Origin of the sequence: Providencia sp. M-27 (assembly GCF_011077905.1) — a bacterium.
Taxonomy (GTDB): Bacteria; Pseudomonadota; Gammaproteobacteria; order Enterobacterales; family Enterobacteriaceae; genus Providencia; species Providencia huaxiensis.
In genome coordinates this window covers 15,394-31,067 of record NZ_JAALBT010000025.1, presented here as the reverse complement: position 1 = coordinate 31,067, position 15,674 = coordinate 15,394, and the positions used below count along the sequence as shown (strand labels likewise).

14 protein-coding genes are annotated in these 15,674 nt (G+C 40.6%); 9 read left to right on the top strand and 5 right to left on the bottom strand.

Annotation, left to right across the window (positions count from 1 at the left end; genetic code table 11):
• The first annotated feature begins 621 nt into the window (after positions 1–621).
• On the top strand, positions 622–1,320 hold the full coding sequence (locus tag G6Q48_RS20465) for a pirin family protein (RefSeq protein WP_166268263.1): 699 nt from the start codon (positions 622–624) through the stop codon (positions 1,318–1,320).
• A gap of 68 nt (positions 1,321–1,388) precedes the next feature.
• Here G6Q48_RS20465 and pckA read toward each other — a convergent pair whose 3' ends face one another.
• The 4 genes from pckA to G6Q48_RS20445 form a co-directional block, all read right to left on the bottom strand.
• Entirely contained in the window at positions 1,389–3,008 is a 1,620-nt protein-coding gene (gene pckA / locus G6Q48_RS20460) for a phosphoenolpyruvate carboxykinase (ATP) (RefSeq protein ID WP_166268261.1), read from the bottom strand.
• 203 nt (positions 3,009–3,211) lie between these two features.
• Positions 3,212–4,084 carry an Hsp33 family molecular chaperone HslO gene (gene hslO / locus G6Q48_RS20455; protein WP_102140149.1) on the bottom strand — a complete coding sequence of 291 codons (873 nt, stop codon included), beginning with the start codon at positions 4,082–4,084 and terminating at the stop codon, positions 3,212–3,214.
• A 39-nt stretch (positions 4,085–4,123) separates the two neighbouring features.
• Entirely contained in the window at positions 4,124–4,534 is a 411-nt protein-coding gene (hslR, locus tag G6Q48_RS20450) for a ribosome-associated heat shock protein Hsp15 (protein ID WP_102140148.1), read from the bottom strand.
• Between the two features lie 64 nt (positions 4,535–4,598).
• A complete protein-coding gene (locus G6Q48_RS20445) occupies positions 4,599–6,692 on the bottom strand; it encodes an IgaA/UmoB family intracellular growth attenuator (protein WP_166268259.1) in 2,094 nt (697 codons plus the stop codon).
• Between the two features lie 325 nt (positions 6,693–7,017).
• Between G6Q48_RS20445 and nudE the strand changes: the two genes are divergently transcribed.
• The gene (nudE, locus tag G6Q48_RS20440) at positions 7,018–7,569 is read left to right on the top strand and encodes an ADP compounds hydrolase NudE (protein ID WP_102140146.1); all 552 of its coding nucleotides are present in this window, start codon (positions 7,018–7,020) and stop codon (positions 7,567–7,569) included.
• Between the two features lie 156 nt (positions 7,570–7,725).
• Here nudE and mrcA read toward each other — a convergent pair whose 3' ends face one another.
• On the bottom strand, positions 7,726–10,239 hold the full coding sequence (gene mrcA, locus G6Q48_RS20435) for a peptidoglycan glycosyltransferase/peptidoglycan DD-transpeptidase MrcA (protein ID WP_166268257.1): 2,514 nt from the start codon (positions 10,237–10,239) through the stop codon (positions 7,726–7,728).
• Positions 10,240–10,355: 116 nt separating this feature from the next.
• Between mrcA and G6Q48_RS22320 the strand changes: the two genes are divergently transcribed.
• The 7 genes from G6Q48_RS22320 to aroB all read left to right on the top strand — a co-directional run bounded on the left by G6Q48_RS22320 (position 10,356) and on the right by aroB (position 15,508).
• Positions 10,356–10,784 carry a hypothetical protein gene (locus tag G6Q48_RS22320; protein WP_242685847.1) on the top strand — a complete coding sequence of 143 codons (429 nt, stop codon included), beginning with the start codon at positions 10,356–10,358 and terminating at the stop codon, positions 10,782–10,784.
• A gap of 66 nt (positions 10,785–10,850) precedes the next feature.
• Positions 10,851–11,195: a hypothetical protein gene (locus tag G6Q48_RS22315; protein WP_242685846.1), complete on the top strand. Its 345-nt coding sequence runs from the start codon at positions 10,851–10,853 to the stop codon at positions 11,193–11,195.
• 3 nt (positions 11,196–11,198) lie between these two features.
• Positions 11,199–11,744: a PilN domain-containing protein gene (locus G6Q48_RS23060; RefSeq protein ID WP_102140143.1), complete on the top strand. Its 546-nt coding sequence runs from the start codon at positions 11,199–11,201 to the stop codon at positions 11,742–11,744.
• Positions 11,737–12,285 (top strand): hypothetical protein, encoded by a 549-nt coding sequence (locus G6Q48_RS20420; RefSeq protein WP_166268255.1) that lies wholly within the window; start codon positions 11,737–11,739, stop codon positions 12,283–12,285. Before G6Q48_RS23060 ends, G6Q48_RS20420 begins: the two co-directional genes overlap by 8 nt.
• Entirely contained in the window at positions 12,278–13,342 is a 1,065-nt protein-coding gene (locus tag G6Q48_RS20415) for a secretin N-terminal domain-containing protein (RefSeq protein ID WP_231068892.1), read from the top strand. The genes G6Q48_RS20420 and G6Q48_RS20415 overlap by 8 nt, the downstream gene beginning before the upstream one ends.
• 507 nt (positions 13,343–13,849) lie before the next feature.
• On the top strand, positions 13,850–14,371 hold the full coding sequence (aroK, locus tag G6Q48_RS20410) for a shikimate kinase AroK (protein ID WP_004906592.1): 522 nt from the start codon (positions 13,850–13,852) through the stop codon (positions 14,369–14,371).
• A 48-nt stretch (positions 14,372–14,419) separates the two neighbouring features.
• The gene (gene aroB, locus G6Q48_RS20405; protein WP_166268251.1) at positions 14,420–15,508 is read left to right on the top strand and encodes a 3-dehydroquinate synthase; all 1,089 of its coding nucleotides are present in this window, start codon (positions 14,420–14,422) and stop codon (positions 15,506–15,508) included.
• Positions 15,509–15,674: the final 166 nt, after the last annotated feature.

Below are 15,674 nucleotides of genomic sequence, written 5' to 3'. Positions count from 1 at the left end.
GAGCAGAGCTAGCCTACATCTACAAACTTAATACGAGTAGTGTATAAACTTTATTGTTCCAAAATGGCGTTAGTGTACAAACTATATTGTTCCGATACACCTATTAACCCTAATTAATTTAAGGGAATTAATATTCGCGATGCCTTCTTGTTTGCATCCTTTTAACCGAATATCTCTTAATCCATTGAAAAATAATGGTTAATATTTAATTCCATAGAAATCATATAATTGCAGTTTTAATTATAAGATATATTATTTTGGTTAAAAATAATGCTTTACAAACGATAGTGATAACTATTATCATTATCATCACTTCCTCAATACGGTTACTTAGTCACCTATTGTAAGAAGTACGACATTGCTCACATTGCTTCCAGTGTTTACTTTAGCCAGCCTCGCGCTGGCTATTTTTTTATCTGCATCAACGGCTTAATTGGTTAAAATTCCCACATCATCATTTCCTATCCATTTTCTTAACTTATCTCAAACCTACTTATTCAAATTTTTTGGATCCTATGGTTAATGACAGCTACTTTTCTCTTTTAGCAAAATGGTTAAACTGTCATCAATACATTTAGAGCGAGTTCAACCAAGGTTGGAATCCGTACAGGAGAGAACACGATGATCTATTTACGCAAAGCAAACGAACGTGGTCATGCAAACCATGGATGGCTCGACAGTTGGCATACCTTTTCATTCTCTAGCTACTATGACGAGCAATTTATGGGCTTTTCTGCGCTGAGAGTGATTAACGAAGACTTTATTGCTGCAGGCCAAGGGTTTGGAACACATCCCCATAAAGATATGGAGATATTGACCTATGTGCTCAATGGAGCTGTTGAACATAAAGACAGCATGGGCAATATGGAGCAAATCCCTGCGGGTGAATTCCAAATCATGAGTGCAGGTACGGGTATTCGTCATTCTGAATACAACCCAAGCAATGAAGAAGAGCTACATCTGTACCAAATTTGGATCATTCCTGAAAGAACAGGTATTGAGCCACGTTATGAGCAAAAACGGTTCGATTCCAAAGATGGCAAGCAATTGGTGCTATCACCGGATGCGCGTGATGGCGCATTGAAAGTTTATCAAGATATGGAACTGTGGCGCTGGGCATTGCCTGCTAATAAAACACACACTCATAGGATTGCGGATAAACGTGTCGTGTGGATCCAAGTCGTTAAAGGGGATGTTGAAGTGAATGGCCAAAAAGCAACCACCAGCGATGGTCTAGCCATTTGGCAGGAAACTGAACTCTCCATCAAAGCGAGTGAAGATAGCGAAATTCTATTGTTTGACTTACCAGCCGCAGAATAATCATTTTCACAGCAAAAAAGGCTCTACCAACGTAGAGCCTTTCTGCTACTACCTACTCACAAAACCAATTACAGTTTTGGCCCTGCTTTCACCAGTGCCGCGCCTGCTGGAGTGTCCGTGTACTTATCAAAGTTGTTCACGAAACGTTCCGCTAAATCTTGCGCTTTTTCATCCCACTGTGCTTTGTCTGCATAAGTATTACGTGGGTCAAGGATATTGGTATCCACACCCGGTAATGCTGTTGGGACTTCTAAATCGAATACCGGCAGTTTAATCATGTCTGCTTTTTCGATATCGCCACTTAAGATAGCATCGATGATGGCACGTGTATCTTTGATAGAAATACGTTTACCTGTACCATTCCAACCTGTATTCACTAAGTAAGCTTTCGCGCCCACTGCTTCCATACGCTTAACTAATACTTCAGCGTATTGTGTTGGGTGCAGTGATAAGAATGCAGCACCAAAACATGCAGAGAATGTTGGAGTCGGCTCCGTCACACCACGCTCTGTACCGGCTAATTTCGCAGTAAAGCCCGACAGGAAGTGGTACTGAGTTTGCTCAGGCGTTAAACGAGAAACAGGCGGTAACACACCAAATGCATCTGCGGTTAAGAAGATAACTTTTGTTGCATGGCCTGCTTTAGAAACAGGTTTTACAATATTTTCAATGTGGTAGATTGGGTAAGAAACACGGGTGTTTTCTGTTTTTGAGCCATCATTGAAATCGACTGAACCATCAGCCAATACCACCACGTTTTCCAATAACGCATCACGTTTGATAGCGCCATAGATGTCTGGCTCAGCTTCTTTAGATAGGTTGATCGTTTTTGCGTAGCAACCGCCTTCAAAATTGAATACGCCGTCATCATCCCAACCGTGTTCATCGTCACCAATTAACTTACGTTTTGGATCGGTAGAAAGCGTGGTTTTACCTGTTCCAGATAAACCAAAGAAAATAGCTACATCGCCTTTCTCACCGACGTTAGCGGAACAGTGCATAGATGCAATGCCTTTTAATGGCAACAGGTAGTTCATCATAGAGAACATACCTTTCTTCATTTCGCCGCCGTACCAAGAGCCACCGATCAGTTGCATGCGTTCTGTTAAGTTGAACGCAACAAAGTTTTCTGAATTCAAACCTTGTGCTTTCCAATTCGGGTTAGTGCATTTCGCACCATTCATAACGATGAAATCAGGTTCAAAACCCACTAACTCTTCATCAGATGGGCGAATGAACATGTTTTTAACGAAATGCGCCTGCCATGCAACTTCAGTGATAAAACGTACTTTTAAACGCGTGTCAGCGTTCGCACCACAGAATGCATCAATGATAAACAAACGTTTACCTGACAGTTGTTCCGTCACTAAATGTTTGAGATCCGCCCAAACTTCTTGTGACATAGGTTTGTTGTCATTTTTACCTTTACCTTGGTCTGCCCACCAAACTGTATCGCGAGTCACGTCATCACGTACAATATATTTATCTTTTGGTGAACGGCCAGTAAAGATACCAGTATCAACCGCAACAGCACCTAAAGTGGTCACTGTTCCACGTTCATAACCTTCAAGTCCTGGCTTAGTTTCTTCCGTGAATAATAGCTCGTAACTTGGGTTATAAACCACTTCAGCTACATCATGAATACCGTACTTTTCAAGTTCCTTCAGGGTAATGCTTTTAGCGCTCATTATATTGCTCCTGGTAAACATAACTAATCTGCGGATGATCATAATTCTTTACGACTAATTAACAGCGATTGCTATCAAAGAATTGAAAATGTATAATTTTTTTTAATTCATAATGAGACTTAGAGCACGTAATAATGCTTTAAAATTATAAAAAAAAGGTGCAGAATTGCACCCTTGTCACATAATTAGGTTGCTAAATCGTATCAGTGAAGTTGCTGATTTAGCTCATTATTTAACCCTTGAAGATCAGATTCAATAAATACGTAGTGTGAGCCACAAAATTCACATTCCATATCAATTTTCCCATCTTTGTGCAAAATATCGATAACATCTTCCTTAGGTAAGGTGGCTAATGTACTTTCACAACGCTCCCTTGAACAAGTACAACGAAACTCGACAGATTGTGGGTCATATAGCGTGACATCTTCTTCATGATAAAGACGATGTAAAACCTCTTTCACATCCAATGTACTCAGTTCTTGGCCCTTAATCGTGGCCGTCAGTTGCACTAAGTGGTCAAAAAAGTCATGGCTTGTGTCATTTGCTGCTGGCAAAACTTGCAACAACATGCCACCTGCACTTGGTTTCCCATCCACTTCACCCACACGGATGAATAAACGGGTTGGTAATTGCTCTGATTGGCGGAAATAGGCATCAATGCTTTCTTCGATAGAATCCCCTTCGATCGCTACAATCCCTTGATAACGTTCACCTTGACTCGGTGTAATAGTAATCACTATAAAGCCGTTACCAACCATCTGTTTCAGGGTGCTACCTGCAACAACCGGGCCATCTACACGTGCAACACCACGCATCTGTTGTAAATTATTACCGTTGATAACCGCCAAATTAACAGGGCCATCACCTTGAATTTGGACAGTAATATCGCCATCGAACTTCAACGTTGCCGTTAATAAACTGGTTGCAACAAGCAACTCTCCTAGCAAACCTTTTACCGCTGTTGGGTAGTCATGGTTTTCTAAAATATGTTCAAAAGTTTCATCAACACTAATCATTTCTCCACGAACGGAATGTTGTTCAAATAAAAAACGGTGGAGTGAGTCTTGGTTTGCCATAATATCTCTCTATTGCTCTGACTGTTGCTCAGGCCGTCATTAAGACGACTCATGAGAATTTGTTTGTTTAAACTTTAACAGAGTACGCCGTTCTTTCTTATCTGGACGTCGCTCTGGATGTGGCATCGTAAGTGCGTTCATCTTACGTGCTTGTGCCATTTTCTCTCGTTGCTCAATACTTTCTACGGTTTCACTGTACAGGGACTGTGCTTCCGGTGCGCCTTTGCGCTGGCTGCTGATCTGCAAGATTTCAACCGTACGTTCATCATTACCTTGCCGAAGTTTAACGACCCCATGCAGCTCAACAATTTTCCCAGGCTTAGTTCTTTGCCCATTGTAATGGACTTTACCGCCTTCAATCATTTCACGGGCGACGGCACGCGTTTTATAGAATCGCGCAGCCCACAGCCATTTATCAAGGCGAACAGGTTCTATAGTGGATTGATTCATGGGGCCTCCTCGACATAAGTCTGAATCAAACTAAGAAGAGGCTCCCTCTATTTTCGGGATGATACTATCGACGATAGGGAGGGGGATTAGCCTCAAAGCATTTATCATAATATTCTGTGATATTACGCAAACGCTTCTTATTATTCAAAACACGTAGCACAATCAACGAACCATTTAACAGCGCACACACCAACAAAAACAATATAAAAAGCGCACTACATATATACTGAGATACCACTTTTGCATTGGGTTCTTCATGCAACACAATCTGCAATGTGCCATTGGCATCTACGGATAAACGAGTAATAACCCCTTCAATATTGAACGGTGTATTGATCAGAAGATTTGATAACCTTTGCAGCTCTTGCCAGCGCTGTAATGGCGATTGCTCATTAAAAGCAATTCCCGGTATCGAATCGACTAAAGGCTTATTTTCATCACTAATTAATAAAACACCGCCAGGGGGTGGACTATTAATCTTGCGCACTTCTCTGTCTATTTCTGTACTGATAAAATCATATATGGTGTCTTCCACGATGTTTTCCAAGGCCTCAGCACTGCCTGCACGTAATAAAACATGAGCCCCTTTTAATTTCCCCGCGGACGCTTTTTTTACTAAAGTAGGCCAATCCTCTGTACTTCCTAGGTTAGTCAGCGCATTTTTTAGTTTTAGGCAGTTATCAGAATTATGGCACAGTTGTTCTGTACCCATAATAATAGCTGAAAAATCAAAGATAATATTCATCCCTGATTTCATAATATCGCGCTGTAATCTTGGGTTAACGCCTACCGAGTTTTTATCTGGATGCAACTGGCTTTTGACGGTATCAAGCAATGTTATTGAGCGCTCAACAACTTCCGATTGGGGCTCGGTCAATAAACTAACATCATTCCAATAAATACCTGAGCAATCAAACGGCACAAATTGTGCTTGGTTTTCTTTATTCAAATTTGGAGGGCGGTAACACATCCCTTTCCCTTGGGCAACTAATGTATCCCCAATTTTTATTGGCCGAGAAACAAGATCATTAGGGCTATCAACCTTAATTTTCTCTGTGCCACCTAACCAAGCAAAACCGAGTTTTATCGGTAACCCCATCGGTTGATAGGCAAATATCAGAGTCATCGTTAACAATGCCCCAACTAACATCAATACATTCTTTTTGAACCGCTTGTATGGGTAATAACGTTCTTCTTCATGCAAAGAAAGGTACTTGCCGTGCTTAACTACCTCACCAGTCGTATAAAAATCAATATTAACAGCTTGATTCTCTTCGTATTTTAAATAATTTGCCCAATGGCTGGGGTAATGCAAGTCAATACCTGCAATAGACGTATTTGTGGAATATTTTTTATCAAGCTCACCATAGAGTTCCCAGCGCTTTGGCTGACCGTGAATACATTGAATATCTTGATATTTTCGAGGAAACATCCTAGAGCGAAAGAGAACAAGTAACCCAATAACAAACGTAATCATGGTAATCACTAACCCCGATTCCTGTAATAACGGAATTGAAACGAGGGTTAAATAACCAAATAAAAAACTCAGGCAAATAATTGCGGCGCCAAGCCAACCTGTAGAATGGTGTAACCTATGCTCTTCAAGCGTCTCTTTACGAACTTTCAATCGCTCAATACTATGTTCACCACGTTCTTGAATCGCCGCATCAGACCATGTTGAGTCGCTTGGTACACCTGTTTGCCATTCACCACTGAAATCCTTCAACGAATGGCTGTTCATTGAAATGATCAAGGGTAAGTGGTCAGTTTCTACAATCTCCATGACATTTTGGCGTTGCAAAAAAGGTTCAAGCTGCGAAGGGAGCTGAACCTCAATGGTATCAATGAAATAGCGCCAGCTATTCCCCTGTTCTTGACGTAAGTTAAAACGCGTTAATGAATGACAAACCGTGGCAATTATTGAATTTTTTTTGATTTGCCATGGATATTGAGAAGTATTTATTGATATAGCAGCGCAATAATTCAAATACTGGGAGATGGTTTGGTAATCTGAATCAATCATTTTCCTAAATGATGGTGACGCAACAGAAGGTATTTGATAGACGCCAGAACGCCGCCCCCGCCTAAAAAATAGGAAGGAAGCCATTATAGTTAGGCTAATAACAATTATAGCCGTTATAATGACATGGTTCAGCATTGTTTCCCCAATGAAAAATGAATAAGAAAAGCATATCAGCCCTCACACTTCCTAAAAATAAGCCGATTCCTATTCTATTTGTGGTTTTTATTTTAAATTACAACACCTTGTAAAAAATGTTTTATTTATTTACCCATATTATTTGTTTGAGCCGATTATACTAACAGCATTTTATCTACTCGATAATATCTATCATTTTATTTTGATATAGGTCATAGTTGTATGATGATTTCAAAATACAGACCGAGCTAGATAAACTGTGTCCTGTAAATCAATGAAATAGGCTTTTAGCAATAGATTTTACTCATCCTGTTCGGAAATCGTTATGACAGAGTTAAAAAAACCTAAAATCTTGAATATTCAAGATGTTGCTCAATCAAAATTATTCAGCATTCAATCAGTTGACCTCGAATTTAGCAATGGTGAAAAACGAGTCTATGAAAGAATGCGGCCCGCAAAACGCGAAGCGGTTCTTATCGTTCCTATCATGGGTGATAACCTCATTCTCATTCGCGAATACGCTGTCGGGATTGAAAGCTATGAATTAGGCTTTCCCAAAGGTGCTATCGACCCCGGTGAAATCGCCATTGAAGCAGCCCAGCGTGAACTCAAAGAAGAAATTGGTTATGGCGCTAATCACATTGTTCAGCTCGCCAAACTGACAATGTCACCCTCATACTTTTCGAGTAAAATGAATATTCTTATCGCTCAAGACTTATACAGCGAAAAACTCGAAGGAGATGAGCCTGAGCCTCTACAGCAAGAACTATGGCCAATATCTCGAATGATGGAATTACTAGAACACCCAGATTTCAACGAAGCTCGGAATATTAGCGCACTTTTCTATCTAGAACGTTACTTAAAAAGTATTAAGTAAAAATACGTTTTATTGTATCAGCGGAATGTTATTTCCATAACCCATCATGAGTGTGGCTATGTAACCCACTGATATATTAGTTTTCTCTATAGAAAACACCCCATGTTTAAAATCAACAATGGGGTGCTAATGGTGAAAACTTAGCCAACAATAACGTTAAAATAACTCTTGGCTAACCCCACCTTCCGTAGAAATTGTCGTACCCACCTCTTGAACTGCATGTTCTTTCGGTTCAGTTCCTTCAATAAAATACTCACGGCGGGAAGAACCTAATTGACCTGTTCGGCTATCAATGGATACAGAAATAACCCCCTTAGGCGGCTTCATTGTTTTGACTGGCACCCCGGCCAAAATTGACTTCATAAAGTCGTCCCACATTGGTTGTGCGCTTTTCGCGCCAGCTTCACCGCGGCCTAATGTACGCCTATTATCATCAAAACCTATCCATGCAGAAGCAACAACATCTGGGCCATAACCAGAGAACCAAGCATCTTTCGAGCTATTCGTGGTTCCTGTTTTCCCACCAATATCACGCCGACCACCTAAGTCTCTCGCTGCACGCCAACCGGTACCAGACCAACCGGGCTCACCATAGATATTGGTCATCATCGCATCCCTAATTAAGAATGCGAGTGGGGTATTAATCACATGAGGTGCATATTGGTCAGCGGAGCTCCCATTTAGGTCAGCTGCCGTTGTTAGCTCCATTGTTGGCTCTTGTATCACCGTATTGTCGGACTGTGTCACTTCTTCGGTAGAGTCATCATCAATACCTTTGCTCGCAATAGTGCGCTCGGTATCCCCATAAATCACAGGAATATCCGTGCAATCAGGACATGCTATTTTAGGATTGGCTTCGAAAATAACCTCATCATTATGATTTTCGATCTTCGAAATATAGTATGGGTCAATCAAATACCCGCCATTGGCCATGACGGCATACCCACGAACCATTTGCATTGGTGTAAATGATGGCGCACCTAACGCTAATGCCTCCGTACGGTTAATATTTTCCGCAGGGAAGCCAAAACGTGTCAGATAATCAGCGGCATAATCCACACCCATGGCTCTCATCGCACGAACCATCACGACGTTTTTTGATTGACCTAAACCTTGGCGTAACCGAATAGGTCCATCATATCGAGGTGGTGAGTTTTTAGGACGCCAATCAGAACCAGCGCCCGCATCCCAACGGCTAATCGGCACATCATTAAGTAATGATGACAAAGTCAGGCCTTTATCCATCGCGGCTGTATACAAGAAAGGTTTAATATTCGAACCCACTTGTCGCAATGATTGGGTGACCCGGTTGAATTCACTCATATTGAAGTCAAACCCACCAACAAGTGCAATAATTGCACCGTCATTTGGGTTTAAGGCAACAAATGCCGCATTCACATCAGGTACTTGCCCTAACCACCAGTTATCTTTAACTTTTCTAACCCAAATTTGCTCACCCACCTGCATGACTGCGTTTACAGCTCTTGGCGCGGCACCTTGTTGAGTATCTGAAATAAATTTACGCGCCCAACGCACTCCGGTCATCGTAATAGGGATTTGCGAACCATCAGCTAACATCACTTGTGCTTCTGAAGCGGTGGCAGATGTGACGACAGCTGGCATTAAAGGACCATAGGTAGGCATTTTTTTCAATTTTTCGACAATCTGCTCTGCTGTCCAAGCCGTTTCATTCTGTTTCCATAAAACTTCAGCAGGGCCGCGATAACCATGACGCGTATCGTAGTCGATCAAATTATTACGAACTGCCGTTGTGGCAGCTTCCTGATCTTTGCGGATCACCGTAGTGTAGACTTTATATCCATCGGTATAGGCATCTTCGCCATATTTATCAAACAGGGTTTGACGCGCCATTTCAGCTAAATACGGTGCAGAAAAATCGATTTTCGGCGCATGATACGAAGCCACTATTTTTTCATTTTTTGCTTGTTCATACTGGTCTTGAGTAATGTACTTTTCCTCGAACATACGAGAAAGGACCACATTACGACGGCTTACCGCACGATCATAAGAGTACAGCGGGTTAAATGTAGAAGGTGCTTTTGGTAAACCCGCAATCATCGCAATTTCACTGAGGGTCAACTCATCCACTGTCTTACCAAAATAAACGTATGCAGCCGCCCCGACGCCATAAGCACGGTTACCTAAATAAATTTTATTCAGGTACAGCTCCATAATTTCATCTTTAGTAAAAAGCTGCTCAATGCGAATAGCCAAAAATGCCTCTTTAGCTTTACGCATCAAGGTTTTTTCAGGACTTAAATAAAAGTTTCTCGCGAGCTGCTGCGTGATCGTACTCGCCCCCTGGGAGGCGTGACCAGATGATGCCATTACGGTAACTGCACGGAAAATACCAATAGGATCAATCCCATGGTGGTCATAAAAACGGCTATCTTCAGTGGCGATAAACGCTTTTATCATTAAAGGAGGGATTTCGGCCAGCGGCAAAGGAATACGACGTTTTTCCCCATATTGGGCAATCAATTCGTTATCCGCACTGTATACCTGCATTGGAATTTGCAGACGAATGTCCTTCATTGTTGCTACATCAGGTAACTCACCTTCAACATATTTATACATGCCATAAATCGAGGCGGTTCCCAAAAAAATGCAACAGAAAACAAGAATAAAAAAATATTTTACGAACTTCACCGGAAAATTCCCATGCTCGACTAACAAGAGGGTTTAGATATCACTAACACACAGTATAAAGCTTATACAGCACAATAGAAAACGTAATTTATTTGTTAATGATAAGGAAATTAATTATGTATACATCAAAATGGAACATTGGGATCGACCTATATCAAGATAGAATACAGCTAGTCGCTGCAAAGCGGCGCAGACAATATTGGCACTTATGTGAATGTTGGCAACAACAATTACCATTCGAGCTGACGGATAGTTCTAGCCATGAACAATATAAAATTTTACTGAATATTTTATTACAATGGCGTCAGAAATTACCTAAAAAGTGTTCTGTCTCCTTCGCATTACCCGCTGTTCGCACAATAAAACAACAAATTTCATTACCAAGTGAAATCAATTTACCACAGCCAGAACTCGGTTGGTATTTACAATCTCAAGCTGAAAAACGTTTTGCTATGCACGCCCAAGAGCTAGTTATCGACTATCGTGTCATCAAGCAACAAGTTTATTTTAATGGGGCTCGCCAGTCAGATATTACTTTTTGGTAAAACCTACTTACAGAAAGCGGGTTCAACCTGCTGGCTATTGATGTCGCCCCCATAGCTTTACGCTATGTGGCAAGAAATGCGGGTTTACCCAATGAATGTTGGGTTGTTCATTATCGTCAAGGTGAATGGCTTTGGTCAGGGCCAATTAGCCAGCCAGCGAATTATAACCATTTGCAAGATACCGATATCCCAACAATTTCTCATTTACTGCCCTTTCTTGATCAAGAAAACACCTCTCCCGCCTCACCTATCTACCTCATTACAGACCATCAGCATACTCATCGTACTGCTGAGGCAGCTCATCTCTGGGAATTACGCCAAGCTTTTCAACAGAGTAATATTAAATTACCCCAATTGCTGGGAGATTTTGTGATTGCGGCTGGTCTTGCTTTACGTCATGGAGATATTTAACTGATGGAACTATACCAAGTTAATTTTCTCCCTTGGCGCCAACGGCAAATAAAAAAGAAGATCCGAGCGTTTTTACTTTTTTGTTCTGTGATTTGCTGCTCGGTGATTACAGCATGTGTATTTTTATTTATTTTTCAACATATTGAGATAGAAGACCTAAAAAACAGAAAGCATAATAACCAACTGCAATACGAACAGATACAACAATTAACATTGCAAATCACAGATCAACAAACACAAATTAATCGTTTAATGAACCAAAAAAGAAAGATAGATAACATTATGGTAAATAACCAATTTTTACTTGGTCTCTTACAAAATCTTTCAACTATAACTCCCCCCAGAAGCTGGCTAACAAATCTACAGTTAATGAATAACAAAATAGAAATCAAAGCTAACAGCTATGACTTTCAAGATATCAACTCGCTCGGCCTACAACTTAAAAATCATCCTGGTTTGAGTGACATTCAATTGAAAAAAATCAGCCGAGTGAATCAGTTAAACCGTTTACATCTAACAGCCAAATATCAAGGGGGCCTCGATGAGTGAATCAACACATTCTTTTTGGTATCGCCCATTTTGGCAACAAACTCTACCTGTTTGGTTCTTAATTGCGCTTTGTATCTCAATGGGGTATTTTTTACACTGGAAGGAAAATCAAAATAAAATCATGGAATTAGATACTGAAAACCTGAATTTAATTGAAGCCATCGCAAAAGAAACAAAAATCATCCACCGCTCACCTTCATTACAACAGTTTGAAAAACAAGCTCAATTGTTAAAACAATCCGTTAATATTCAAGAAGCGCCTCTTGAATCCCTTACGCAGTTAAATACCTTACTCTCACATTCATCTGTCACACTTAACCAGTTACAACCAACTGATATCAATACCTATTTCATGGAACTTCAGGGCACTTTCATTCCTATTTATCACGTTATAGAACAGCTTCTTACCCTTCCTCAAACACAAAAATGGCATTTCCATGATATAAAAATATATTTAAAACAAGGGATTATCGTTACCGCCATCTCATTTTCATTATTCAACAACTCTCTCGCTATCAAGGATGATAACCATAATGAATAGTTCACTAATTAACATTCCCAAAGTGATTGTTGTGGGGCTCTTCTTTCTATTTTCATTTTTAGTCTCTGCCGAAGAGATTCGAGATCCCTTTGCACCACTAACGCCACCTTTTACAACAGAAAATCACCTCAACTCAGAGACAGTAGTCGCACCGATAACGCCAAATAAAACATCACTAACCGAAAAAATATTTAAATTAGTCTCAATCAATGTCGAAGAAGTTCATCATCTATTAAAGCATTCAGGTACTTCGTTATTATCAAAAAATGCATCTATCCATCACGATATCACGACAAACAGTCTCATTATTAAAGATAGTCCAGAGCGGTTAGCACTGATTGATGAGTGGATAAAACATAAAGATAAGCCGAATAAACAAGTGCAAATTACCGCACATATCATTAGTAGCAGCCGAACTGCATTACAAGAATTGGGTTTAGAGTGGGGAATGATGACAGGGGGAAATCTGACCACTAATCATTTAAATCGCTACAACCGTTACTCTTCAACATCAGGACAATTTTCCTTCAACGTTCTTAGCCTTAGTGATGGTTTACTTGAAATGAAACTAAAAGCATTAGAAAAAGAAAATCTGCTTTCTATTATTGCAAGTCCTCGCTTAGTTGCTTCACATCAACAAGCCGCAAGTATTCAGCAAGGTACAGAGATCCCCTACGTCACCAGTAGTGAAAAGAAAACTCACGTACAATTTAAAGACGCTGTACTGGGGATGGATGTCACACCTTCCATTGCACGTGATGAAAAAATTGAGTTAATCCTTAAAATTAGCCATAACTCGCCTGATACGGCACTCACGAGCAGTCAACATCATCACTTGGCCATCAATAAGCAAGAAATCGCCACAACCGTCACCATCAAAAATAACGAAACCCTTATTCTTGGGGGGATTTTTCAGCAAAAACAAGAAAAAACAGAGATGGGGTTACCTTTTTTATCCCATATCCCTTTCTTAGGGGCATTATTTACAAATACGGCAGAGCATACAGATAAGCGTGTCCTTATTGTTTTTATAACACCAAAACTTATCAATATTTAATATGGGGAAAATAACACATATACTTCAACTAGTTGAATACGCAATAAGTCAAAGATGACAAAAAAAAATATTTTTTATGCCATAAACCTACCGGATAAATTTGACGCTGGCGTCGTTTTAGCATACAAGGTTATCCATTGAGTGTTCTAACTATCCGTAGATTAAAGAACAAGCTGTCAGTCGCTTATAAAACAGCCACAATTAATGTTGCTCTACACTTAACAGAAATAGCTAGCTAATACTAATAGCTAAAAACTGTTAAAAACCATGATAAACAAGGCATTAGACAACATAGACGGCTCAAATATCGAAACCTGTAATTTGAAATATGGCACTTTGCATGCTTAGTGCCATATTTATATAGTTGCAATTCAGGTTGATGTATTGAGATAATTTTCTTATCTGATCTCACATCATCACTTATGAGGTTTCAGTTTAGGTCCCGCCGCTAATCTGATTGGCGGGGCGGGTAATCATTAACGAATAATCGTAGTAATACCAAAAAACATGGCAGAGAAACGCAATATCTTTCTGGTTGGACCAATGGGTGCTGGCAAAAGTACTATTGGCCGTCAGTTGGCTCAACAGCTTAATATGGAGTTTTTCGACTCTGATCACGAGATAGAAAAACGCACTGGCGCGGATGTAGGCTGGGTATTCGACCTTGAAGGCGAAGAAGGCTTTCGCGATCGCGAAGAAAAAATCATCAATGAGCTTACAGAGAAACAAGGCATTGTATTAGCAACGGGCGGTGGCTCTGTTAAGTCCAAAGAGACCCGTAACCGCTTATCCGCTCGCGGTGTCGTTGTTTATCTTGAGACCACTATTGAGAAGCAACTATCTCGTACACAACGTGACAAAAAACGTCCACTGCTACAAGTTGACGAACCCGCACGTGAGGTACTTGAGAAACTGGCTGACGAACGTAATCCTATGTATGAAGAAATTGCTGATATTACTATTCATACTGATGAGCAAAGCGCAAAAGTTGTTGCCAGCCAAATCATTGAACTATTAGAAAAAAACTAATTATTCATGGTGTTATTTTCAAAAATGAACTCAAGGTGGTAAAGCAAGATGGAAAAAGTCACCGTCACTCTAGGCGAACGTAGTTATCCAATCAATATTGCACCCGGCTTATATCAACAAACGGGGGCGTTTTGGCCATTAACTGCGGGTCAACGAGCAATGGTTGTGACAAATGAAACTCTTGCACCTATTTATCTCGATAAGATAAAGAATGCCCTTGAATCTTCAGGCGTAAAAGTTGATACCATCATTTTACCCGATGGTGAACAATACAAATCATTATTCATTATGAATGATGTATTTACCGCATTACTTGAAAAACACCATAACCGTGACACCACCCTCATCGCTCTTGGTGGGGGCGTCATTGGCGACCTTACAGGCTTTGCTGCAGCAAGCTATCAGCGTGGCGTGCGTTTTATTCAAGTCCCTACAACCTTATTATCTCAAGTGGATTCTTCTGTCGGTGGTAAAACCGCCGTCAATCATCCATTAGGGAAAAATATGATCGGTGCATTTTATCAACCGGCTTCTGTTGTGGTTGATCTCAACTGCTTGAAAACACTTCCACCAAGAGAACTCGCCTCCGGCTTAGCTGAAGTCATTAAATACGGCATTATCCTCGATAGTGAGTTTTTTAGCTGGCTAGAAGAGAATATTGATGCTCTCCTCTCTCTTGATGACCAAGCGATGGCCTACTGTATTCGCCGTTGTTGTGAACTAAAAGCACAAGTCGTTGCTGCGGATGAAAAAGAAACTAGTGGGTTACGTGCACTATTGAACTTAGGCCATACTTTTGGGCACGCTATCGAGGCGCATATGGGTTATGGCGTCTGGTTACATGGTGAAGCTGTAGCCGCTGGTATGGTCATGGCAGCAAAAACAGCTGAATTGCTTGGTCAATTTACTCCTGAACAAACTCAGCGGGTAGTCACACTTTTAAAGCGTGCATCACTTCCCGTCAAAGGCCCTTCACAAATGAAGCCCGATGATTATCTTCCACATATGATGCGGGATAAAAAAGTGATGGGTGGAAAACTGCATTTAATTTTACCTACCACAATCGGCCATTCGGAAATGCGTTCAGATGTTGATACGCAAACTGTCATTGCGGCAATATCATCCTGTATGCCATAAAACGAAGAAAAAACCGAATATTTACTGACGTTTTAAAATGTTACTGGTAGATGTTCGCTAAAGTCGTTAAATTATACGGTATGCCTACACCTATAGACGAAACTCTGAAAAGCATATTATCAATACCACTTTGGCTAGCGTGGTATTACGAAAGGATATATGCTTT